The sequence below is a fragment of the Pseudomonas sp. ASL8 genome (genome assembly GCF_056680355.1).
In genome coordinates, this window is record NZ_CM155278.1 from 4,584,118 (window position 1) to 4,607,059 (window position 22,942).

At 51.1% G+C, this 22,942-nt stretch carries 19 protein-coding genes and 4 pseudogenes; 13 read left to right on the forward strand and 10 right to left on the reverse strand.

Annotated elements, in window-relative coordinates:
- Positions 1–106 precede the first annotated feature (106 nt).
- The 4 genes from AC1MEA_RS20970 to AC1MEA_RS20985 all read left to right on the forward strand — a co-directional run bounded on the left by AC1MEA_RS20970 (position 107) and on the right by AC1MEA_RS20985 (position 5,129).
- Positions 107–541, forward strand: coding sequence for a LexA family protein (locus AC1MEA_RS20970; RefSeq protein ID WP_480417256.1), 435 nt, complete (start codon positions 107–109; stop codon positions 539–541).
- Positions 525–1,808 carry a translesion error-prone DNA polymerase V subunit UmuC gene (gene umuC, locus AC1MEA_RS20975; protein WP_480417257.1) on the forward strand — a complete coding sequence of 428 codons (1,284 nt, stop codon included), beginning with the start codon at positions 525–527 and terminating at the stop codon, positions 1,806–1,808. Before AC1MEA_RS20970 ends, umuC begins: the two co-directional genes overlap by 17 nt.
- A gap of 309 nt (positions 1,809–2,117) precedes the next feature.
- Positions 2,118–4,235: an NACHT domain-containing protein gene (locus AC1MEA_RS20980; protein ID WP_480417258.1), complete on the forward strand. Its 2,118-nt coding sequence runs from the start codon at positions 2,118–2,120 to the stop codon at positions 4,233–4,235.
- Positions 4,236–5,129, forward strand: a complete 894-nt coding sequence (locus AC1MEA_RS20985; protein WP_480417259.1) for a hypothetical protein — start codon at positions 4,236–4,238, stop codon at positions 5,127–5,129. It begins immediately after the preceding gene.
- 359 nt (positions 5,130–5,488) lie between these two features.
- Here AC1MEA_RS20985 and istA read toward each other — a convergent pair.
- Positions 5,489–6,458: pseudogene (gene istA, locus AC1MEA_RS20990) on the reverse strand (IS21 family transposase); the annotation flags it as partial.
- Between the two features lie 824 nt (positions 6,459–7,282).
- On the opposite strand from istA, the gene AC1MEA_RS20995 reads away from it, so the two are divergent.
- The 5 genes from AC1MEA_RS20995 (at position 7,283) to AC1MEA_RS21015 (ending at position 11,299) form a co-directional block, all read left to right on the forward strand.
- Positions 7,283–8,419, forward strand: a complete 1,137-nt coding sequence (locus AC1MEA_RS20995; RefSeq protein WP_480417260.1) for a radical SAM protein — start codon at positions 7,283–7,285, stop codon at positions 8,417–8,419.
- Positions 8,419–9,033 (forward strand): 3'-5' exonuclease, encoded by a 615-nt coding sequence (locus AC1MEA_RS21000; protein ID WP_480417261.1) that lies wholly within the window; start codon positions 8,419–8,421, stop codon positions 9,031–9,033. Before AC1MEA_RS20995 ends, AC1MEA_RS21000 begins: the two co-directional genes overlap by 1 nt.
- Positions 9,030–9,611 (forward strand): AAA family ATPase, encoded by a 582-nt coding sequence (locus AC1MEA_RS21005; RefSeq protein WP_480417262.1) that lies wholly within the window; start codon positions 9,030–9,032, stop codon positions 9,609–9,611. The genes AC1MEA_RS21000 and AC1MEA_RS21005 overlap by 4 nt, the downstream gene beginning before the upstream one ends.
- Positions 9,608–10,393: an aldo/keto reductase gene (locus AC1MEA_RS21010; RefSeq protein ID WP_480417263.1), complete on the forward strand. Its 786-nt coding sequence runs from the start codon at positions 9,608–9,610 to the stop codon at positions 10,391–10,393. Before AC1MEA_RS21005 ends, AC1MEA_RS21010 begins: the two co-directional genes overlap by 4 nt.
- A gap of 96 nt (positions 10,394–10,489) precedes the next feature.
- The gene (locus tag AC1MEA_RS21015; RefSeq protein WP_480417264.1) at positions 10,490–11,299 is read left to right on the forward strand and encodes a TIGR02391 family protein; all 810 of its coding nucleotides are present in this window, start codon (positions 10,490–10,492) and stop codon (positions 11,297–11,299) included.
- Positions 11,300–11,351: 52 nt separating this feature from the next.
- On the opposite strand, the gene AC1MEA_RS21020 is transcribed toward AC1MEA_RS21015, so the two are convergent.
- The 3 genes and pseudogenes from AC1MEA_RS21020 to AC1MEA_RS21030 form a co-directional block, all read right to left on the reverse strand.
- Complete coding sequence (locus AC1MEA_RS21020) at positions 11,352–11,513, reverse strand: hypothetical protein (RefSeq protein WP_480918230.1); 162 nt, start codon at positions 11,511–11,513, stop codon at positions 11,352–11,354.
- Positions 11,514–11,644: 131 nt separating this feature from the next.
- A pseudogene (locus tag AC1MEA_RS21025) lies at positions 11,645–11,815 on the reverse strand (NYN domain-containing protein); the annotation flags it as partial.
- A gap of 57 nt (positions 11,816–11,872) precedes the next feature.
- Positions 11,873–12,775 (reverse strand): hypothetical protein, encoded by a 903-nt coding sequence (locus AC1MEA_RS21030; RefSeq protein ID WP_480417265.1) that lies wholly within the window; start codon positions 12,773–12,775, stop codon positions 11,873–11,875.
- A gap of 733 nt (positions 12,776–13,508) precedes the next feature.
- Between AC1MEA_RS21030 and AC1MEA_RS21035 the strand changes: the two genes are divergently transcribed.
- A complete protein-coding gene (locus AC1MEA_RS21035) occupies positions 13,509–13,865 on the forward strand; it encodes a hypothetical protein (RefSeq protein WP_480417266.1) in 357 nt (118 codons plus the stop codon).
- A 132-nt stretch (positions 13,866–13,997) separates the two neighbouring features.
- Here AC1MEA_RS21035 and AC1MEA_RS21040 read toward each other — a convergent pair whose 3' ends face one another.
- The 5 genes and pseudogenes from AC1MEA_RS21040 to AC1MEA_RS21060 all read right to left on the reverse strand — a co-directional run bounded on the left by AC1MEA_RS21040 (position 13,998) and on the right by AC1MEA_RS21060 (position 19,597).
- Positions 13,998–14,825 carry a DUF6216 family protein gene (locus AC1MEA_RS21040; RefSeq protein WP_480417267.1) on the reverse strand — a complete coding sequence of 276 codons (828 nt, stop codon included), beginning with the start codon at positions 14,823–14,825 and terminating at the stop codon, positions 13,998–14,000.
- Between the two features lie 338 nt (positions 14,826–15,163).
- Positions 15,164–17,476 carry a DUF262 domain-containing protein gene (locus AC1MEA_RS21045; RefSeq protein WP_480417268.1) on the reverse strand — a complete coding sequence of 771 codons (2,313 nt, stop codon included), beginning with the start codon at positions 17,474–17,476 and terminating at the stop codon, positions 15,164–15,166.
- 180 nt (positions 17,477–17,656) lie between these two features.
- Positions 17,657–17,907: pseudogene (locus AC1MEA_RS21050) on the reverse strand (AbrB/MazE/SpoVT family DNA-binding domain-containing protein).
- 209 nt (positions 17,908–18,116) lie between these two features.
- Complete coding sequence (locus tag AC1MEA_RS21055; RefSeq protein ID WP_480417269.1) at positions 18,117–19,016, reverse strand: abortive infection family protein; 900 nt, start codon at positions 19,014–19,016, stop codon at positions 18,117–18,119.
- A 281-nt stretch (positions 19,017–19,297) separates the two neighbouring features.
- Complete coding sequence (locus AC1MEA_RS21060) at positions 19,298–19,597, reverse strand: hypothetical protein (protein ID WP_480417270.1); 300 nt, start codon at positions 19,595–19,597, stop codon at positions 19,298–19,300.
- A 159-nt stretch (positions 19,598–19,756) separates the two neighbouring features.
- Between AC1MEA_RS21060 and AC1MEA_RS21065 the strand changes: the two genes are divergently transcribed.
- The 3 genes from AC1MEA_RS21065 to AC1MEA_RS21075 all read left to right on the forward strand — a co-directional run bounded on the left by AC1MEA_RS21065 (position 19,757) and on the right by AC1MEA_RS21075 (position 22,657).
- The gene (locus AC1MEA_RS21065; protein ID WP_480417271.1) at positions 19,757–20,851 is read left to right on the forward strand and encodes a hypothetical protein; all 1,095 of its coding nucleotides are present in this window, start codon (positions 19,757–19,759) and stop codon (positions 20,849–20,851) included.
- Positions 20,848–21,231, forward strand: a complete 384-nt coding sequence (locus AC1MEA_RS21070) for a hypothetical protein (protein ID WP_480417272.1) — start codon at positions 20,848–20,850, stop codon at positions 21,229–21,231. Before AC1MEA_RS21065 ends, AC1MEA_RS21070 begins: the two co-directional genes overlap by 4 nt.
- 229 nt (positions 21,232–21,460) lie before the next feature.
- Entirely contained in the window at positions 21,461–22,657 is a 1,197-nt protein-coding gene (locus AC1MEA_RS21075) for a phospholipase D-like domain-containing protein (protein ID WP_480417273.1), read from the forward strand.
- A 32-nt stretch (positions 22,658–22,689) separates the two neighbouring features.
- Here the strand turns inward: AC1MEA_RS21075 and AC1MEA_RS21080 are convergent.
- Positions 22,690–22,857: pseudogene (locus tag AC1MEA_RS21080) on the reverse strand (DUF7693 family protein); the annotation flags it as partial.
- Positions 22,858–22,942 lie beyond the last annotated feature (85 nt).

The following is a 22,942-nucleotide window of genomic DNA, read 5'->3' on the forward strand; positions in this document are numbered from 1 at the left end:
ACATCCTCGATCCCTCCTGTCGAATTTTCAGTACCGAGATTGACCGCAAGCTGCCTTCGGCGTTAACTGTATATCCGTACAGCACAATCAGCGCAAGGCATGCACCATGAGCGTCACCATCCTCGGCCCCCTGGCAGAGGGGGGAGCCCGACTTCCCCTTTACTCTTTCAAAGTCCCTGCGGGTTTCCCGTCGCCTGCTGCCGATCACATTGAGCAGCACATCTCCCTCGACGAACTTTTGGATATCCGGGCGCCGCATATTTATCTGGTGCGTATTGAGGGTAGCAGCATGGAGGGCGCTGGAATCTTCGACGGTGACATGGTTGTGGTTGATCGATCCATCACCGCCGAGCACGGACACATCGTGATTGCCGCCGTAAACTGCGAACCAGTATGCAAGCGTCTTAGCAAGCGTGGGCCCAACATCATCTTGATGTCCGAAAATACGGGCTATCCGCCGCGCTACATCCTTGAAGGCGATGAACTGGTCATTTGGGGTGTAGTGACATTCAGTGTGCGCGCTCATGACCCTAAAGGCTGAACCTGCCTTCGCGCTGATCGATTGCAACAGTTTCTATGCTAGCTGTGAGCGAGTATTTCGGCCTGACCTGGCGAAGACCCCCATCGTCGTATTGAGCAACAACGACGGCTGCGTGATCGCTCGCAGCTACGACGCGAAACAGCACGTCAAAATGGGAGCTCCGTACTTCCAGATTAAGCACACCCTCAAGCAGCATGGCATCGCGGCGTTCTCCTCGAACTATGCGCTGTATGGCGATATGAGCCAGCGTGTGATGAGCGTGATCGAATCGCTAGTGCCTGCTGTTGAGGTCTACAGCATTGATGAAGCTTTTGCAGACCTAGCAGGTGTCCCAGGTGATCTTGAGACGCTCGGACGCCGCATACGCGCTCAGGTTTATCGAAGCACCGGCATCCCCGTTGGCGTTGGTATCGCCCGCACGAAGACGCTTAGCAAACTGGCTAATCATGCAGCCAAAAAATGGCAGGTGCAGAGCGGTGGTGTCGTCGATCTTCGCGATCAAACCAAGCGGGATTGGGTACTCAAGAAATGCTCGGTCTCAGATGTGTGGGGTGTCGGACGCAAGATGACTCTTCACTTGGAAGGTATGGGGATCAAGACAGCCTGGGATCTATCCAAAACTGATCCGTGGATGCTGCGCAAGAAATTCAGCGTGGTGATCGAGAAGACAGCGCGCGAGCTAGCCGGTACGCCATGCTTGGAACTCGATGAGCCTGACCCACCCAAGCAAGAAATTTGCTGCAGCCGGATGTTCGGCAAGCGTTTGACCGAGATCGCACCGATCAAGGAAGCTGTCGCCACCTACATGATGCGGGCCACGGAAAAACTCCGCGCGCAGCAATCGCTGTGCAAGAAAATCCGGGTGAGCATCCGTACCGGGATGTTTAATCCCGATGAAGCGAAATACGCCAATGGTGTGCTGGTGGAGTTGCCGTACCCAACTGATGACGTTCGTTTGATGACAAAGGCAGCGGTGGAAGCGGTAGACCGAGTTTTCAGGCCCGGTTTCAAATACAGCAAGGCCGAGGTGCTTTTGCTCAACCTTTGCCAAAAAGGCGAATACACGGATGACCTTTTTTCGATCTCTCAGCCCTCAGCGACTGAGAAAGTGATGGGCGTGTTGGACGCTATAAATGGCAGGTGGGGTAGGGGGACGATGCGCTTGGCGAGCGTGCCTGTGGATCCGGACTGGGGTATGCGGCGGGAGATGATGAGTCAGAGTTTCACTACGCGGGTTGATCAGCTTTGGACGGTATATTGCAAATGACAGAATAGTTAATTCTGCGCTTAAGCGTGATCGTACTTTCAGTACATTATTGATTATATTGAAATCTTTAGATTTTGCCATTGGAATGGCTGGCAATCTTAGTGTCAGTGGTATTTTAGATTGCTCCGCGCTCCCTCCAGTCGACAAAACCCCACCATCCAAGAAAAATTTAGATAGCCAGAAAAGAAATTCACAATGATTTTTTCAGAGAGTCGACGTCAGACATATGGTCTACTTTACTTCTGAAATATGATAGCCTTGTGCTATCTGAGTGATGCCGATAATCGAAATATGCTTCATGGAGTGAGCATGATAGACCCGAGTTCCCTTAGCAGGATATACAAACAGTATGGCTTTGAATCGGCCAAATGTAGAGAAGATGGTGTATATGTTTTCACCATCAGGTCGGGCCACTTTCATAATGCCGATATTGTAAATATAGGCGGCAATGGAGATGAAGAGAAGGTATTTGATGAGTTTAAAAAGTCTGGTTATGCTTGCAAAATACGACGCTATAAAGATACGGAGTCTGTAGAGCACGAGCTATTTAAAGGTTTTTTTTCCGTTGAGTCGACCAAATCAAGACTTGATAAGGAGTATGAGAAGCATGCGGATGCGATTACAAAAATTCATTCTGATGAGGGAACTTATTCCTACATAAATTCAGATTACACGATTAATGAGAAGCCCGGCGAAAGTGATGTGGTGCTAGAGATTTATTCCCGTCTTTCGATTAAGAAACCGGTGCTTTTTTTAGTTGAGGCAGCTGCCGGATTTGGAAAGACTTGTACTGCATTCGAACTTCTTAAAAAAATTACGTCATGCTCCACTGATAAAGTCCCACTTTTTAGTGAACTATCTCGAAATCGGCAAGCAAAAATTTTCCGCTATGTTCTACTTGATGAAATTGATCGTAGCTTTCCACTCCTTAGTTCTGCACTCGTAAGATCTGAAATTCAAAATGGGAATGTCCCCGTGATCCTTGATGGGTTTGATGAGTTACTTCATCAAAGTAAAAACAAAGAGGGTGACGGATATGACAATACTGAACCAATGCTCGAGACTATAGGTGAATTATTAAAAAAGTTTGCGAAAGTTGTGCTTACCACGCGCCGAACCGCTATTTTTGATGGCGATGAGTTCCACAGTTGGGTGGAGAAGCATAATGAGGATTTCGAGATCTATAGAATTAGGATCAGTGAGCCAACAATAAACGAATGGATTCCAGCTAATCGGCTTGAGGATCTTAGGGCTTTGAATTTCCCTATTGAGCGCCTCAATAATCCAGTATTGCTTTCATATATAAGATGTATTACTGATCAGCAGTTTTTAGAGGCGGTTGAATCTCCAGACTTAATTGTAGATAAATATTTTAATTCTATGTTGGAACGTGAGCGCAAACGCCAAGATCTGAGGGTGTTACCTAGCGATCAATACAAGATTCTGAAACATATTGCTAAGGATATGATGGCCTTAGATTATACCTCGGAATCGAGGGAATATATTTCAGAAATTATTTCTGACGAATTTGGCGAGTTGCTTGATAGCACGCGTAAACAATATCCTGCGGATGAGAGACCAACGCTAGATGAGCTAGTAACAAAGCTAGCAGGGCATGCGCTGCTGGATAGGAGCTCAGAAGATGGCCAGGGTATCGGTTTCGTAAATGAGTTCGTGTTAGGTAATTTTTGCTCGGAGCTAATTACGGATGATGTTACCGGAGAGTGGGTTGGGAATGCTAGATTCGTCGAGCCCTCAGTAGTAGCTACTTTGCCTCGATCTCAAATTCGACGTGAAACCTTCTGGCAAGCTGTGAAATTTTTTCTGGAATTCTTGCCTGCAAATGAAAAACTTTCGTTCACAATTAGCTTGACTGGAAGCGCTGATATAGAGCTTTTCGATAGTGCTGTAGAAAGTCTCGAAATTAGCAATGTCGAACTCGGCAAGGTGCGGTTAATTAAAAATTATCTTTTTATTGGCTGTGCTTTTACTAATGTTGCGTTCAATGCGTCTAATCTACAAAATGTAACATTTGTAAATTGTAAGTTCTATGGATGCTTCGTAAAAAATGAAGGTGTATGTGGTGATATTTTCGTTCCAGGCTGCCATAGCGATACTGAGGGGTTCTTAGGTCGGTTATCTCGAGCCAATGAAGTCGCCGAGCTGTTGCCTGATCTACATGAGTCGGTCAAAGCTCAAATATATGTCCTTGAGAAATTTTGGCCAAGGGGGCGCCCTACATTCACGAAACATAGGCCTATTCGCGTTATTTGTGCGTATAACAGCTTATTTTCACAAGAGAAGATACTGGCAGCCATTTCAGAGTTAAGAAATAAACAGTACCTACACGAGGGTGATAAAATTAGCTTCTTGGAGCTAAATATCACTTATATTCCTGAGATAAAAGAACTTCTGGGGAAGTCCTGAATGTACAACTCCTCTGAACTTCGTATTGCAAAACATTTACAGGATACAATCGAGTCTGAGCTTGCAAAGCTCGGCTTGCTTTGTCGCGTTTTTTCTAGGTCGAAATCAGAACAATCAATTAGAATTAAAATAGACCGTGATCCAGGAAAGTACAGCAGTAGTGGCAAGAAGATTCAGGATGTATTCGGGATTCGGGTTGCGCTATATTTCTTAGATGATCAAAAAATTGCTATAGATACTATAAAAAATATATTTGCTTATGATGATGAGTCTTCGACAATAGATTCGCCTGATGGGAGCAGTTTCTCAGCAACTAGATGTAATCTGATATTTAAGCTGCCAGGATCTCTCGTAGAAGCTAGCAACATCTTTGGAAGGTTTGACTGTATCGATGAGACTTTTGAAGTTCAAATCAGGACTATTCTTTCCGAGGGCTGGCACGAAGTTGAGCATGATCTTCGATATAAGTGCAAAGAGGATTGGGTGGAGCATTCTGATTTAGATCGTGCGCTGAACGGTATTTATGCGAGTTTGGAGACGTCTGACTGGAGCATGTTAAAAGTTTTAGAAGATTTAGCTTATCGGCATTATAAACAATCTGAATGGACGCAAATGCTAAGAGCCAAGTTCCGTTTAAGGTCGAATGGATTTGTCAGTCCTGAAATTAAATTTATTTTGGACGCTGATGCAGCGATTGGGAAACTCATTTATCGAGTGGATCGTAAAAAACTTATGGAAAAATTATCGAACAAAAAAATATCAATCCCGATTACGCCAGATAATATCGTTTACTTGTGCAATTATTTTTTTGTGAAATCCGATAAGATCAGAGCGATTACCCCGTCGCCAATTGTTGACATTTTTGAAGAATCACAAATAGAGGTTGCACCCTAGAAATCTAAGTCAGCGGTCGAGTTTATATTACTCGGCCGCTTACATGATCTCGCCAATAAGAATTAGAGGCGACTCGCTACTTGTTGCAGGTAACTAAGGTCTATTCTTCGAGCGGCCTGATTACGAGTGTGATATTTTAAGCGCTGCAATCTCACTCTTATTTCGTCCCTTGCTCTGTGTCGTCTGTTGGCCATGAGAGACTGGCTGCGGATTCCACCCCATTCGGCCACTCATTCCACTAACATCCGGCCGGGCAGTCGGAGCTCAGCGACGCAGGTTTGCATTGTTAGTCTGAAGTACCCGCTGTCGTCAATTTTGTCGAGCGCCTGCGCATCGATTCACCCTTCAGTTCGAGGCGGTACCCGTACCTTTTTCCATTCGGCGTAGACGTAGGGATGTTCCGGCAGCGGTTGCAGTGCGGGCTGGTCGATGGCCTCGAAGGTCGAGCGACGAGAGCCAGGTAGTTTCTTAAACGGCTTTTGGATGAGGCGTTCGAGCAGCACGTCGATAGCCGTATTAAGTTCGCCCAGCGAGAAGAACTGGCGGTTGCGCAAGACCGCCAAAATCCAGCGCTCGACTACTTGCACGCCGACTTCAACCTTGGCTTTATCCTTGGGTTTGCGCGAGCGAGCAGGCAACACGGCAACGTCGTAGTGCTCGGCAAGACGCGGTATCGGGCTCGTAACGATGCGCCTTGGTGACGCCGCTGCGCAGATTATCTGGCACGAGGATCTCGGATGTCCCACCGAGAAAAGCGAAGTAGCGCATGTGCGAACCCAGCCAATCCGGCAGTTTCTGCGACCGGGTGGCCTCGGCAAAGGTGTAGCTGGAAGCGCACAAAACGGCGACGAAGATCTGGGTCTGGCGGATTTCACCCGTTCGCTTGTCGATAACTGGCACGGTCTGGCCGGCGTAGTCGACGAACAGCTTTTCGCCTGTACGGTGTTCCTGGCGCATGACCACGTCGATCTTGGCGGCCCACAGCCGGTAGTGCTCGCAGAACCAGCTGTACTGGAAACCTTGGGGCTGGCTGAGGCGGTACTCTTGCCAAAGCAGCGCCAAGGTGACGCCGGGACGGCGCAATTCGGCGTGAGTTTTTGCCCAATCAGGCATCGGACGTTGATCACTGGGGACAGCGGGCGGCGGCGGAAAAAGACTTCGTTGCAGCTCGGCATCGGTCAGCGCAGAGGGCCAAATCAGCCCGCTCCCAGCAAAGCGATTGAGGGAATACCCGACGCTGGCCCGCCCGACTTGCAAGCTGACAGCGATCTGGCGAGCAGACAGACCGACCTCAAATTTGAGGCGTAGTACTTCTCGAATCTTACGCATGGATAACCTTTCCACGACGACCTCTCTGCTTCGATAAAAGAGGTCGATAGTAGTGAATTAATCCTGCGTCGCTGCTTGCCTTAAGGGTGGCCGGATGTGCGTGGAATGGGTGGCCGGATCACCGTGGAATCCCGAGATCGGTAGCTTCGTTCAAAATCGTACCTAGGTTCCGGGCATCAGATCACTGGATCTGAATGTTTTTCTCGAGCGTGGTCAAGTGATTCTAAGCTCACCGGTGAAATAGTCTCTCGGGTAGGTGCGTTTGCGTATTTGGAGCCAAAGGCTTCATCAGACGAAGTCAAACTCAGCAGAGGGCGTGCGCCCCCTGCTGAGTTTATTGCACGTCACTTGCGGGGTTTCCCCGCATCACTCCGTTTATCTCGAATCTGTCCATCTTGATTCCGAGAACGCGGCTGCTCACCACCGCCTGGCTTAGGAACGTTGACGTCTTTGTTGATAGGGCGACGATCTGTCATACGAAATCTCCTTCATGCGTTAAGGATCTTACGAAAATATATCGGTAGACAGCGGGCGCATCAAACAATAACCACATTATGTGGTGTTTTTAGATGCTCCTGAACACAACATAGTGCGTTTTGGCTGGTTTCGCAATTATTTTGGATCACATCCTGATGGCATCTGGAGCGATGCGTACTGCGGATAGCGAAACTATTGGCTCAGCCATACGAGTCTGACTTGCCCGTGCACTAAGAAATCAAGCTATCATCTGGCCATTACTGTTACCCACCAAGGATGGGCGGGTAGGCACCCTAATTGGGCGCTCACTCCATCTGATGATCCGATGGCAAGCAAGGAGAATCGCAGTGAGATCCCAAGTCAGAATCATCGACCCGACGCAGTTAAAAAACGCTAACCCGAACCTTGTAGATCCTGTCGGTTACCGAAAAAGCGGGCTGAGCTTGAATCACATCATCGGCTGTCCACTCGATTGCAGCTACTGCGTTCGTCATCTCTATGGAAATTTCGATCAGCGCACGCCGCAAGCATTGATGAGCGATGAAGAAGCCTTCCAGCGATTTATCACTCATCGGTATTTCCAGCCTCATATCACACCCGTTCAGTTGTTCAACCGGGCTACCGACCCGATGCTCCCCGAGGTCAAGAGTCATACCCATAATCTGCTGCGTATGCTTGATGAGGCCGGGCTAACCAACAATGTGCTTGTGATCACTCGATGGCGTGTATCTCAGGACGATTGCGAGCGCTTCAATACGCTCAGAAATATCAAGCTGACAGTGCTGGTTACGTACTCAGGAATTGATGATCCGAAGATCGAGCCCATCAAGTCTTCGATCGCTGCCAACAGCCTGAAGATGCTGTTCCGCCATGCCAGGCACTACAAAGTGGTGTTGTATTGGCGCCCGATCGTTCCAGGGCTAAACGACTCGTTAGAACACATTGCAAAGGCTGCGGCGCTGGCCAACCATGCCCATGCGACCGTATTTAGCGGGCTGTTCTATCGAAAGGAAATAGCCGAGTTTTACCAGAGCCAAGGAATCCCTGAACCGTACAAAATGACGGCAAGGCGAAAACTACTCCCGCTGGAGGATGAGCATAGGTTGCTCAGATTGTATGGGGAACAGAATCAGGTGACACCGATCTTCCACAAAACCTCTTGCGGAGTCGCCTTTGCGCATGCGCAACCCGATTACAACGGACACTTCGGCATCACCGAATTATGCGATACCTGCCCTAGCTTCCAATTCTCCATCTGCAAGGCGGCATGGAAGAAGCCATATCAGCAGATTCTCAATCGAATGTGCCACGAGCTGGGTGCTGTGGAAGACCCGCAGGTGAACGACCGTGCGATTGTCGTTCGTGGCCTGGATGAACAGCGTCGTTACTATTTACAACACTCCCTAGGCTATCAGGTGCACGACGCTGACAAGCCCCATCACTACGCGCGCCATGGCCGCGCCGAGGCTACAAGGAATCTCTGATGCTAAAAACAGACTTCGCCTGGCCCTCTGAACCAATCATCATCGTAGACGTTGAGGGCAATGGGCATACGCCACCCGACTTGGTCGAAGTGGGAATCGCCTCATTTCCACCGACGGAAAACCGCGATCTTTTGTCTTGGTTAATCAAGCCCGTCCACCGGATCACTTGGCAGGCCCAGCGAATCCACGGTATTAAAAACGCGGAGCTGGAAAATTGCCCATCCTGGGCTGAGATCATGGATGACGTCGAGCAGCACCTGCAGAACCGATGGTTCGTCGCGCACAATGCGTCGGTCGACTATGGCGTGATGAAGCGTCACTTGCCCGAATGGTCGCCAGTGGGGGTCATCGACACGTTGAAACTTGCTCGTCACGTTTACCCTAACGCCAAGAGCCATCGGCTTGAGTCATTGCTCATTGACACAGGGCTGCGCGATAAGGTCGCCGACCAGCTCCACCGAGCAGCAGATGATGCTTATGCGACGGCCTTATTGCTTGATCATCTCATCGAAAAGTCAGCTGCCAGCACTTGGCAGGACATCTGCAAAATCGCGCAGCTCAAAACGCAACCTGACGAGCAATCGCCTCCCCCGGAGCAAGGAAGCCTATGGTGAAGACTGTTCTTTTAGGTGTCACTGGAACCCACTCCACGGGGAAGTCCACCTTCTGTGAAGCGCTCAAAGTTTCACTTGAGTGCAAAGGCATCTGCGTTGCTACCATCCCCTCGTTCGGGAAGCTAGCGGTACAGCAAGGTATCCCGCTGCTCACCCAGCATACCTACGACTCCACGATGTGGTTTATCGACCGTACGCTCGAGGCGCAACGAGCAGCCGCTGACAATGCTGAGGTGATACTGGTCGATCGACCGATCATGGATGCCGTGGCGTATTGGAATGCTGCTGTCGAGCATCGAGGTACACCTGCACCGATGCAGCAGATAAACGCTGTCAAATCATTAATCACCGGCCAGCTTCTCGGCTATACATCCATCGTAGCTACCCGAATTGATAGCTCTATCGCGCTTGGCCCAGGACGCGATACTGATCTAGCTTTCAGGGCGTCCGTCGACAGCCACTTGCATCAGATCCTGAACCACTTCGAGATCCAGCATCAGATACTTGTTCCTGACGTGCGAGGTGCTCTTCTCGATAGCTTGCACGCCGAAATTCTTCATAAGTTGGAGCGCTCATGACCGCCCCCCAGACAGGACTCTTGGCAGGAAAGCAGGTGAGGCGCCTCGGATTTGGCACAATGAGGCTAACGGGGCCGGGCATATGGGGCCCACCGACTTCAGAAGCTGAAGCCGTTCAACTTCTGCGTAAAGCCGTGGAGTTGGGTGTGCAACACATCGACACCGCCGACGCTTATGGGCCAAATGTGGCCGAGGGGCTAATTCGTAAAGCGTTGTTCCCCTATACCGACGATCTGATCATTGCGACCAAAGGTGGCTTTACCCGCCAAGGCCCTGGCAAGTGGACACCCTGCGGCTTTCCGGCGTATTTGCGCCAGTGCGTTGAGAAGAGCCTTAGGCAGCTCAACGTCGAAGCGATAGACCTGTATTACCTGCACCGTGTCGATCAAAATGTCCCTTTGGCCGACCAGGTCGGGGAGCTTGAGAAGATGCGTCAGGAAGGGAAAATCAAATTCCTGGGCTTGTCGAAAGTCGATATTCCTCAACTCACGCAAGCGATGACGATTGCTCCAATCGCCGCTGTTCAGAATCAATTTAGCATCCTGGATAACCACTCCGAGGACGTGATCCTTTGGTGTGAGCAGAACGAAATAGCGTTCGTTCCCTACGCGCCTTTGAGCGCCGGAAGATATGTTGCAGCCAGCGAGGTGCGAGACCAACCCATCTTGGCAACCCATGCTTTGAAATGGCTTCTGAACTACTCACCGATCATGTTCCCAATTCCGGGCACATCCAGAATTGAGCATCTGGAGGAAAACCTCAGATCGGATATTGAGGGCTAGTACCCCGGGCGCCATCTCGCCCGGCACATTGGCCCAAGGGTTATTTTTCCCACAGGCTCAAGCGGCCCTCTAAGTGTTTACCGATGGAGATTAGCGTTGAGTAACCGCATCACACCCTTTAGTTCGCAGCACCTAGAAGCTGCATGTCGTGTTCTCGCAGATACCGAACGTGGCTTGAGCGGCACTCAAATTGGATATCTTCTCCAAGACATTCGCGTTCCAGACGCCGACCCCAACAACACCAAGTGGAAACGCTTATTCAACGCGTTGGCACAAATGCAGAACCAGCATCAGGTTGGGAACCATCTCATCCTTTTCATCAACAGCGCTATGAATCCAGTGAGTTACGCCCGGGATCGTGAGGCCTTCACTTGGCGTAGGGATGAGCTCAACGTTGTCCTAGCCTTCTCGGGATTCTACGTGCGCGATGATGGAAAAGTCGGGCGTGCGGACAAGGCAACCACCCTTGATGTGGCTCGCGCACGTGTAGGCCGGCTCAAAGCAGCGCTAGAAGCCCGAGCAGTACATGAGGAAGTTTTGAAATACTGCCGGGCAGAACTGTTGAGCGAAAATTACTTCCACGCAGTATTTGAGGCTACAAAGGGGATTGCTGCACGGATCCGAAACTTATCGGGCTTGAATGGTGATGGCGCCGATCTGGTAACCAAGGCTTTCCTCGGACAAAGCCCAATGCTTGCCTTGGGGCCCCTAACCACCGAGTCTGAGAAAAGTGAGCAGAAGGGATTTGCGAATCTACTAATCGGACTGTTTGGGGCCGTCCGTAATCCTCTGGCGCATGCGACGAAGATAGACTGGCCTATGTCCGAGCAAGATGCATTGGACATTCTCACGATGGTATCGCTGATGCATCGTAAGCTTGATGTCGCCCGCAAGATAAAACCTTAGATTCAGCAAAACTGGCCAACGGTTTTTTTCAGGTACTTTGTCCCGACTCACCTCAATCGAGAAAAATGCGATGCCGGTCTATTTCATTGGTCAGGTGCAGGCCAGCACTGCCGCTGCTGATACCAAGGCTGGCGCCGATCATACGCGCGGACAGGCCGGCGACGAACTTCAGGCGTAGCACCTCTCGGATTTTACGCAAAGATAAACGCTCCACGACGATCTCTTCGCTTCGAAAAAAGAGGTCGATGGTAGTGAAAAATCTTGCGTCGCTGCCTGCCTAGTAGAGGGTTGGGTCAGTGAAAAATCGCTGTCCAAGTGCTCGCGGAGTCAATGTCCAAGGGGTGTCCACATGGGAGTGGAATCCGCAGTCCAGTCGCCGTAGATGCGTTTGACGCTTGCAACACCATACTTGGCGACTTCTTCAAAGAAACCTTCGACAATTGCTGCTGGTACGTTGTCGGCATCGATTAAGACGGCAAGATGTTTCTGGTCGTTATTGGGGATGTGAATCGCCATTAGCTGTTCCTTCCTAAATAAGTATTCCTAGACTGGCTGCGAGGGGGCGCGGTCTCATCAGACGCCCCGGTCTTTCAGTCGCCACCAAGGCTTGTTTGCCTTTGGCTTCTCTCGCATTCCAGAGAGCCAGTCCATGTACTGCTCATCACTTGGGATAAGGCCTAAATCCCTTGCAGGCCCAAAATCGATTGCTACTAGATCAGATGGTGCGCCTTTTAGGAGCCTTTTATTTTTGCCAATCACTCGATGGCCATGGCGCAAGAGATCCTCGCAAAGTTTCATGCCGAAGAAGATCACGTCATCAGTGTATGAATACACACCTTGGAGGGTGTCGCCGTACTCGTTGTTGACGTTGCCGTCGTCATATTTCAAGCCTAGGTAAAGATCTTGGATGCGTGCGCCATCTGGAAATCTTTTGGCCTTGTAGTCTGCTATGAGGTCATTCCTCCTGACCAGCGCTGTATTGAGATTGGCAATCCCATCGGCTAGCGCGGTGACCATTGAAAGCGCCCGTCCAGAGGTGGAGATCTTGCCCAGCACGATCTCCTGAAGGGCAGCTATCGGCGGCGAAATCCCCTGGAGTGTTGCGAAGTCCATGGAGAGTGTTAATGGCGCCTTCGCATCAATGGCTCCGGTGCGGACACCGGACGTGTGGACATCAAACTTTTTTAGGTCATCGTCGTATGTGGTTTTCATCTTCTGGACGTATTGCTTTTTTATCGCCAAGGCAAGATTGGTGATAGTTAAGGCAAGTATGAGACCGCTATTGGTGCTACGAATTTCCTTTGTCAGTTCATCCCGAATCTTCGTTTTTTCTGCGATCTTTTGGGCTGCATAGGCGCCAGCAAACGCGCCCGCTAATGAGGTAGTGAACGCGGAGTTCCCGAAGCCCTTGAGATCCCCCCATGACGCCGCGAGGCCCGTCCCAATCGCATCAATATGCGAGATGGCTTCGCTCACCCAAACTCCTATTTCACTCAAAGTATTGCTCCTGATTGATTCTGTTTTTTGTCCAAGCAGTCGTACTTGGGGTTATCCCTCAGGACAGCAGGCTCCATCTAGCACGCCAGTCGGCCGCCTGCGTTTACGAGATCGCCGGCGGGCGGGAACCGGTAGGTCTGATTGACATCTCTGATCACATGGGACAGCTTTATATAGTTTCGAACCAACCACGAGAAAGCGCCATGAACGCATATCGTGAAGAAGACTGGATCTAGCCCACATCAGCCATCGGCACGGGGTTTCGGTGTCAGTCGAAAAGCCTGCCCAGCACGCCATCTAGCGGGGTGCCAGTGTGTTCTACCTTTAACTTGTCCAGCAGCTTAGCTGCTCTCCGGTCGCCCACGACCATGCTAAGGCCATGAAGCCTATTCACGAATCCCTGAGACTCGCTGACTTCTTCTCGAAGCATCAGCCATGTTCAATTTGCGCGCTTGGCCAATTCATCTGCTTCACCAATTAGATTCTGGGACTCAAACAGTTTGTTGGTGTTGAGCGTGCTCTTGAGATCTCCCAGTGCTTTCTCGAGTGCAGACATTTGCTCGGTGAACACTTCTGCGTGGCCGAGGGAGGCCGACCGGCCACTATAGATAGTGTCATCCTGCGCGCAATAGACCGCAAGAGGGCCATCCCCACCGCCCGTACAATCCAGCGCCAGGACGTTACCAAGCCGTAATGAATGTAGAATCCAGGTATGGCCGGTACAACCCCGCCATACATCAGCTACTCCCTCCTGATTATGCTTGATAACTCGCTCTCTTCCCTACAATGCCGTTTCTTCGACCTGTGGCTTGACCATACCAGCAGGAACATCAGTGTGAACGACTCCAACTACGCCACGTGGACATTCGATTTCGATCACGAAGGGAAGGCTCTCAAGCTTGGCGACAATCATCTCCTTCGATTCGTCAACGATGGTCGACTACCATCCAGCGCCATGAGCGCTATATCGGACGTTAGGGTTTTCATGGTATGCGTTGATCAGCATCTGCTCGTGATTGCTCATGGCAATGAAAAACCAAGGCTCACCGAGCGGCTTGAGACCGTCTAGGACACCGGGGCCTCTATCAATGAGATCGCCAACGCCTATGCAGGTTAGCCTCGCCCTCGAGTCGGTTCCGAACAGCAGAATGAAGGGAGTGGTTTCTTGAGACGCTCGGTCTCCTACCATTTGGAGCTTTGTTTAAGTAAGGCCCTGATCTATCCGCGCTACCTCTTTTTCAAGAACCGCTGCATTCTGTTCTCGACTCATTATAAAAAATAAGCTTATAAGCAAAGTGATTGCGACAAACCCTGCCGCCATGCCTATCATTTTCTGAGACTTCATAGAATCTTCTATGTATTGGTTGTTGTTGCCTAGCACAAAACTGCAAATTACGTCCTTGTCCCATTGGTTATTAAGTGGTTCCGTGCCTTCAGAAAAAAGGCAGTATTTATTATCTATCGACCAGGTTTCCGAATGAATCCAAGACAGATAATTGCCAGTCGCATTGAACGCTTTGTTCTGTTCGACCCAAAATGTTGTGCCTGTCTTGTTTACGGTAAATAGTGCATATGGGGTGTAGGAAAAAGCCATGCAGGTCAGCGTTAGGATAGCCATCGCTAGCAAAGCGGTGCTTCGTATAAATTGCCTTCTACCGGCGCCAGGCAGTTTGAAGGTCAACTCGTTGGCATTGAAGTATCGTCGTGCCCGACAGAGCTCTTCAATCGTCAATTGGTGTTTGTCTAGCCAAGTTAGAAGCTTAGCCATGTTGCGAGAGGTTTTGAGGTGCAATCCGAACCAGAGGTTAAAGCGTTGAAAATCTGCGTGAGCGTCCCAATGCCGTTGAGCAGATTTGTTATGGAAATCTTTAGCTCCGCCTAATAGTTGATGAGCTCGGTATACCACGAAAAATAGCGCGTTTGTTCTCAGAACCACGTACACGGCTAGAGTAAGAGCTCCGAAATATGGTGAAACTTTGATAACTGTATCTATCCACCCGATAGGGGAGGTGACGATGGGCTCTGACAATGTAGGGTTTCCTATGTGCTTGACGACTACTCAGATTTTCGGCCAGCCGATCATTTACTTGACGGTAGGATCATCTATTTCTGCCAACGCCTTCACCAATGCCAAGATTTCCTCGCGGTGGGATGGCTTGAGTTTATGGGATATTAAAAGCAACTCAGCTTCATCATCCTGCTCGCAATCAAAGAATGCCGCCGGGTAAGCTCTAAATCGGTGTGACGTTCGCCATAAAAAGCCAAGTCTGCGTCCATACCAATTTAGCGCTTCTGAGCCCGAATTTACTGGCTTGTAACGCACTTTCCACAAGGTAACCCTGCGACTGTTACCATGCATGAATCGCGTTACAGAATCGTCCCTAATTTCGTAGAGACATCAAAGCTCTCGGCTTTTATTGCCCATAACTGGAAATCAGGTTCTTGGTAAAAGCGCCTGTAGAGCGAAAATGCTCTTTGCTCGACGGCAATTTCAAAGCTCTTGGTGCGTTCGAAGCTCCAGCAGCGGTCACCAGTCCCTTTTGCCGGTAGGCAGTTTATCCATAGCTGGGCCTGCTCAGGCTCTATGCCACTGGACTCCAACAAGCTCAACGACCTGAGCTCCCGTGCTTCCCTCGTCAGCAGATCTTCAGAGTCGATTTCTGGCACCAAATGCAGTTTCTTGGCCGGCGCCAATGCCCCGTCGCTCCTGTTGTCGCTACTACCCCAGGCACGAATATTCCCTATGCAGTTGCCGATCACGTAAGGCTTTTTCATGAACTCGAGAATCCGTGTGCCCTTGGCATAACCCGTCCAATCGCCCCAATGCAGATGAGGGACGATATGGTCATAGTCGTAAGGGGTGTCCTCGTCACGCCCAGCCACTGGGTCACCATCCATGCTGGCCACATAGCTGCGTTGAAGCCATAGCAGTAAGGGATACCGATGGCTCGATGAGGTGCACCAGTGCTGCCAGAAGCAGCAGAGCTGCTTATCGGCCTCATCGTCTGGGAGTGGGTTAAACCGATCCGCTCCAATGATTTCATTAGCGTGGCTAACCCGTGAGTCCGTCAAGCCAGGACGAGCCTCAAGCAGGGATGGATTGGGCATCGCCAGCGCCAAACCGCCACTTAGGATGGCATCCATCATGCGAGAACCGAGGGTGTCGTCCAGGTGTTCGTCTTGGATGAACTTGGCCACCACCTGATAGGCCTTCTTGCTCGCCTTGCGGTGGTCTTTGATACACAGCCACCACTGAAGGACGAATCGCAGTGCATCGCCACGGCGGCTTTCGCTTTTCGCACAGACGGGTGTGCCCAGGTAGCCAATCTGCGCGAGCCTCAGTAGGACTTGCACCAGTGGCCGAGAAAGGTGGGGTAGGGCATGCCTTGGCAGACCAGGATCAACACCGTCACGATAATCCAGAAATACAAGAACCTGATCGAAGCACTGGCGCATGACATCGCGTGTGAGCACAGGGAGAAAGGATCGATCCAGGAACCCATCCGTTTTGATTAGATGGTGAAACTCTTCTTTGTCGGGGTTTTCAGGATCAAGTTTTATCTCACGGTCGGTCGCGCAGGCCAAACGCAGAGCTGTCATGGCAAGATCGGTAGGGGTCATCAAGCTGGCAACGCTGCCATGGCCACTGCCGGCGTCATGCTCGTGTAACTGGGTGACCATCTGGTGCACCTCTGGACGCAGGTGCTTGAGAATGGCGTAGACGTAGTCGTTATCTGACAGCTTGGTGGAGTTAGAGCCGATGCGCTTGAACAGTAGCGCCAGCGGAGGCTCCGTGCTGGCGGAAGTACTGATGTCGAACAGGCGCTCGTCGACGCGCAGCAAGGGAATTTGGGCCTCATCGATGTACTGCAGACCTAAAGCAAGTAGGCTGATACGTTCGATAACCCGCTGCTGATGTTTCGTTTCGAATGTCTCCCACACAGAAGTTGGATGTGCAGCATCAGCCGTCTGCAACGGAGGGGGGGACTTCAGCATGGATAATACCGCTTGCTGCCAAACCTCAGATTGACTGCCACAGGCCTGCCAGCATTGGGTAAGCTCTCGCAGATCCAACGGCAATGATTTTCGGTTGCTCCAGGGGCGTGTTTTGAGGAAGTCTGGGTGCTGAGCGCTTTCAAGGTGAGTACCGCCGACCTGGTTCTCCCAGGCGGTAAGGGCTTTTCTGCGGTCTGGCAGGGAGAGCTTTGCGTTTGGATTATCGCGGGAATACCCAAAGGGCTGGTTGCGTGTCGTAATTCGTAGGCTCAGTAACTCACCCTGGCGTGGGGTGTCAGCAAAGTCGACCCAAATGCGATGTGAGATTGGTGTTTGGCTTGGCAGTGGCCACCCTGCAAGCATGGCAAGCGTACGTTGCTGACCATCCACCAGGCCAAGGCGCCCGCACCCTTCATCTGTGCCTGACGGAGTGTTGTCAACCAAGGCGATACTCTGGGCGTCCTTAGGGAGATCGCTGACCAGGAGGGCACCGAAGGGCAGCCCTTGAAAGAGGGTGTCCCAAAGCTGGATGATTTGCGATGGCTTCCAAACGAATCCTCGCTGAATCATCGGCAGCGCGACATGCCACTCCTCAGGCTTATTGCCGGCAGCCCAGTCCAGCCAATCGCTAAGCATTGAGACACGGATATTTTTTTGCGAATTCGCGGGGTCAAAAAAAAACATGTCGGGCTTCCTTGCAACCAAAGTGGTTATTCTCAATGACCAGATACGCAGGCTTCACTACCTCAGATGGATTCGATGCGATCATGTGATATTCGGCTGATCGAACAAAGACAGTTGTGGGTGTAGGTGCCGTTGGAAAAGGGGATCGGATGTCTCCAAAGAGCAAAGTGTGAGGTCTATTTAATAGACCTGCGACCTGCCTCCGTTGTCCTCTGTGCTGTCACGCAGTCCGCTGTTCCAAGCCTCTGCGAGCTCGCCTATTCGATCCGCGATGATAGGACTAGGCAACGAGAGTTGCCGAAAAATTCTTCTATCAGATACACAGTGTCGCCGACATCCAGCTCCAATTCCTACAGCGCTTCATCTGGAATTCGAATTGCACCGTCCCCATTCCATTTTTCTATGATGATTTTCACAGGTGGCTTTCTCACGTTTGGTCTCCGGTGCTTTGTCGGTAATGGTGGCGTGCTTTTGCGTACAGGCTCAGAGAGCAGCGAGCATCGTTCGAGCTGTACATACCCATTACACTCGGTAGGTATACAGGATCGGTTTCACATCTCTACCTAAGAGTCCGGAATCGCGGTAGGCAGCCAGCAAAAGACCGCAAATTTGACCCTGACCAGAGAACGCAGGCCATCCCTCACAGGGGGCGTTCAATATGGCTTCTAAGCTTCTCAAGAATATAAACCGCTATCGAGCCTGCCAAATTATTAGCAAGACGCGCTTCCGCCTGGTAAGCGACCTTGTTACCACCGTGTGCGCTGCTAGCGTGGGTGCGCAAAACACCAATACCCTGAGTTACTGATTTCACACCGCCAAAAAGTCTTGTTATGTCATTACCATAATCGGTGCCATCTGGGAGTTTAAGTGCAGGGAAATCACTAACCACTTGCCCTATTAGCTTTGTTATCACGAGTTCCGGAGGAAGGGGTAAGCCTCTGGTCTCAAGATAATGACGACATACAGATTCTATAAAAGCGTTGCTATGGGAAATCGAGTCGGTAGGGTCGGTCAGTATAGCAATACGGGCTTTGCCCCATTGCTTTTCCAGATAATCGCCGTCCAACAACTCGGTGAGATCGTCGTGAACGGCTGCGCTTTGATTATTGGAAAATTCCGAAAGTAACTGCGCCGAACTGGTGGCTTCACCCAAAAGCTCAGTCAGATTATTTTCAACCGCATTCCATATGGAATCAATCGCCGCAGGGGAGGCGAGCTTAGTAAGATTTTCATCACTTAGATCGTTAATGTTGTGCATGTCCATTTGCCCTTCGTAGGGTGTGCCCTGGCTCATCGCATCATCCACTGTCGATGAAGTTAATACTCTAAGGTGTTGACCGTCGAAAACAAAGCAGCCATATTCCCAGTCATCTACGTCTATATACCCGAGATTTACATTCACACCTGTTGCGTATAGGTTCAGTTCTCCTACCGCATCCCGCAACTCCTTTTCCACGGCCTCCAAACCTGCGCGTATTTCGCTGCGAGATTCCCGCACCTGCCGGGCCAATTTGGCCAGGACATCCTTTCTAGTAGTCATTGAGCGCTCACACATTCAGTTCATGCGAAAGTTTTTACAGTACGTTGTGGGTCTCTGCAAGTAACCGTCCGGCAAACACACCTTGCTCACCCCGTCACCTAAAACGACAACGTCAGAAATATAGTGCCCGTATGATTATGAAATTCTACCGAGAATCACTGTGATTGAAGAATTTAGTGCTTGTGCCGCTACGTGGAAATTATTCGGCAACGGCTATCCTCAAAGTCTCAACGATGCAACGTTGGGTGCTCTTGATTCAAAGGGCGGCGTTCTGCATGGCGCTAGGGAATCATTTGGCACGGTAGTAGTGATACCCGTACCGTCGAATGCTTGAGTTGCATGTAGCGAACCAGTGTCGCGCTTTCTAGCTCAGTGCTGCCGTAGTATTCAGCGATATTGATGAGCTGCTCACCGACCTCAACGGGCTCGACGTCAGGTAGTTCATCGGTTGCAGCCCCCTCAATCGTAATAGCTACAAGACCGGACTCCGGTGTGAGTAGCCGCAATGCGCGGCGTGCCGCCCATAGATAATGGAACTGATCGCCATCGCGGTTGGCACGAACGAGCATGCTTTCGGACATTTAGACACTTCTCTGATTCAGTGCGGAGCACGTCGCTGTGTTCGGTAAACTACAGACTTTGGAAACGCTCGATTTCGCCATACCTTCCCCGCCATGGCAATAGCAACACGCGGTGAGCCTAGCATTAAGTGGACGAAGGAACAGCTGTTCGATGCTTTGGTGAAGAATGCGCTGGGGTTCGTAGAGACGTCACTGGATCACGTTAAGGATAGACCCAATAACTCTATCGTCGACTTGTATACGGCCATTGAGCTCTTTCTCAAAGCCCGCCTGATGGCGGAGCACTGGACGCTTATGCTGTCCAAGCCAGAGACTGCCGACCTCCAAAACCTATACGTCGGGGACTTTCTTTCCGTCTATCTCGATGATGCCCTGAAGCGGATCAATTCGATACTTGGAGAGAAAATTGACACCGCCGCCTCCGATAACTTCAAGGCGCTAGGCGAGCACCGCAACCAGATCGTCCACTTCGCCCATTCAGTACATGACGATCTAGCTGCAACTCAAGCGGGCGTTATCGTTGAGCAGTGGGCCTCATGGTACTACCTTTACGGCGTGCTTACAGAGACGTGGAAGGGCGTTTTCGAACCTTACAAAATTGAGCTCCAAAAGCTGAATCACCGCATGATGAGGCAGCGAGATTTTCTCCGTTCTCGGTTCACGATCCTCAAGCCGAAAATCGACATAGAGGTGAAAAGAGGTAAAACGATCATTGCATGCGGGCACTGCGAGCTGACGTCAGCAGTGGTGAGTGAAGTGCATCCTTGGGGGACTGATTACAGTTGCCTGGTCTGCGGCGTCAGTGACACGGCGGTGGTGAAGGCTGATATCAAATTACCCTGCCCAGGATGCAATGAAGACGTTGAGTTCTTTGATGCAAAATTCACCGAGTGTCCGACGTGCCACTTCGCCTTCAACACAGATGCTTTAATCGATCTGTGCACTGCTCACATTCATAAGGGGGATCGATGGTGGGAGGAGGGCGCCGAGCATATCGCTTCTTGCCATAAGTGCGAGTGTCCCCGACCTTCTGTTTTCTACATCGACGGGTTGTGGAGCTGCGTTTCGTGCTTCGATCGAGGATGGCAGGCAATTACGTGTGAACGCTGTGACGCTTTCGTGACTGGTGATATGGAGAGAATCCAATGTTTCGCCTGCCATAAATGCGAGGATCAGGTGCGGCAGGATTTCGCGGCCATGGTCGCAGCTGATGCGGCGGCTGAGGAGAGTCAGGACGCCGACGAGCAACCATGATCCAGGTAACGACAAAACGCTGGCGGCTTAACCTGCCCCAGGAGGGGACGCTTTGGAAAGTTGCGCTGACCCATCTTGGAGCCTCCGGCCTTCATCAAACAGTAGTGGATCTACTCCAAGGGTTTGGGCCCAAGCCTCCACGCAGTTCAATGGAGTACCTTCGCCGTGAGTGGGTGGGTGAGGACGTTCTATACGTGTTAGAAAAAGCTTTCGCGGAAGCCGGCACAGGGATGCCATCGCGTGATGCACTACCAGAACACATTGCGTTGCTCTCATGCCATTGCCAGTACCTCGCAGACGGTCTTTTGCACCTCCTACCACTCAAAAAGCTGACATCAGAACTTAAAGGTTACCGCCTTGAGCACGACCTGGGCATGTGATGACGCGATCGGCTGCAGACCGTATGGGATAAAGTTTAGGGATCTATCGCCGATCACTAAATGGCTACCTGGTTGTTGAGCGTGCACTTCGCTTCTGAGATAGAGGGCCGTTGCTCATTCATAGCGACTACAACCTTGTCGTGGAAGCGCCCGCCGTCTCCATCGGGGTAGCCAAAAGATCGTCATTTTCGATGACCCCAAGTCTGTGGCATAAACTGCGAGCGATGACATGGCACAAGGATTGAAGCTGTTACTGAATGGCTATGACTCAGGTCATGGCGACGAGATCATCGGACTACTGGCTAATGCTGAGCACTTGGAATGCATGGTTGCGTTTGCTAAATCTTCCGCAAGCGAGGCGATCCTGGAGCCTCTCAAGCAGGCGATTGCTCGCGGGATGACAGCCCGGATGGCGGTTGGCCTGAGTCTGTTCGTGACCGACCCCGCGATGCTGTATGAGCTGTTCAAGGTGGAAAAGAATTCCCAGAACAAACTGGAACTCTACCTGAGTTCAACAGAAGACACCTTCCATCCCAAGGTCTACGCAGTGCGCGAACCGGGAGGCCACAGAGTAATCGTGGGCTCCGCAAACCTGACTGCTGGCGGCCTTTCCAACAACTACGAGGCATCGGTCGTCGTCAACGACCGCGACGGTGCATTGATGGCGTCTGTCCAAGAGCACTTTGGTGGTTTGATCGAAGCGGGCGCGCTCACTCGCGCAACAACGGCGCGCATTGATCGGTATGCAAAAGTCCATGCCGTTCACGAGGCTTGGCGGAAGATGGCAAGTCGACGTGCGGAAAAAATCAGCCGGGGTGACCTGCACAGCTCGGAGGTGTTGGCTGACCGGCTGGCTGACATGAAGGCTGACGATTCGCCTTATGGGTTTACGGCCCAACAAACCCACAGGGCGGAAGATCGGCTGATGGCGAGGCGACGGATCAAAGAGGTCGCTGGATTAGGTAAGGTCGCCCGCGATACTTTCCTTAAGGCGTACGAAGGCCTGATCGAGTGCTTTCATTCCGGAGGACTACATCGCGGGAAGCGTATCGTATCGCAGAAGTCGAGCCTCTTCATCAGTGCCCTTGCGGAGGTATTGGAGCTGAACCGCGCAACACCCGCCCAAGCATTTGAGTTGTTGCACAGCCACTTCGTGGATATTGATCGAGCGGGCATCAATGTCCTAACGGAGATCCTCCACGCCTTGGACAACAAGCGATATGCGGTGATGAACCAGAACGCGGTGAGCGGGTTGATAGTCGCAGGTTACGATCAATACCCCCTCCGGCCATTGAAAACCAATGTTACCCCCGAGCTTTACGAGCAGTTCTGCCGAGACGCCAGGGAGGTTCAAACTCAATTAGAGTTGGAAAATCTCTCTGAGGTAGACGCTCTGTTCAACTACGTATATTGGCTTGATGAGTAGCTGCGTGTATTGGGCTCGTACGTTGAGGTCGCTCAAAGGTTCTTCAAAAGCTGCTCTAAGGTTTGGTACTCCCACGTCGAGAGCAGGGAGATAGGATCAGTACCGAATCGATCACCTGAGTCAAATGATCAGCGCCGTCCATCCGGGCTCATGCACCCCTCGCAGTAGTCGAGCTCATCGCAGTCGTTGTAGATCGATATCTTCGGCCACTCGATTCCCCTCGATTCGTTAAGGTACACACACACTTGTCTCTGCCCTTGGCCAAGGATACACCGCAGTCACGAG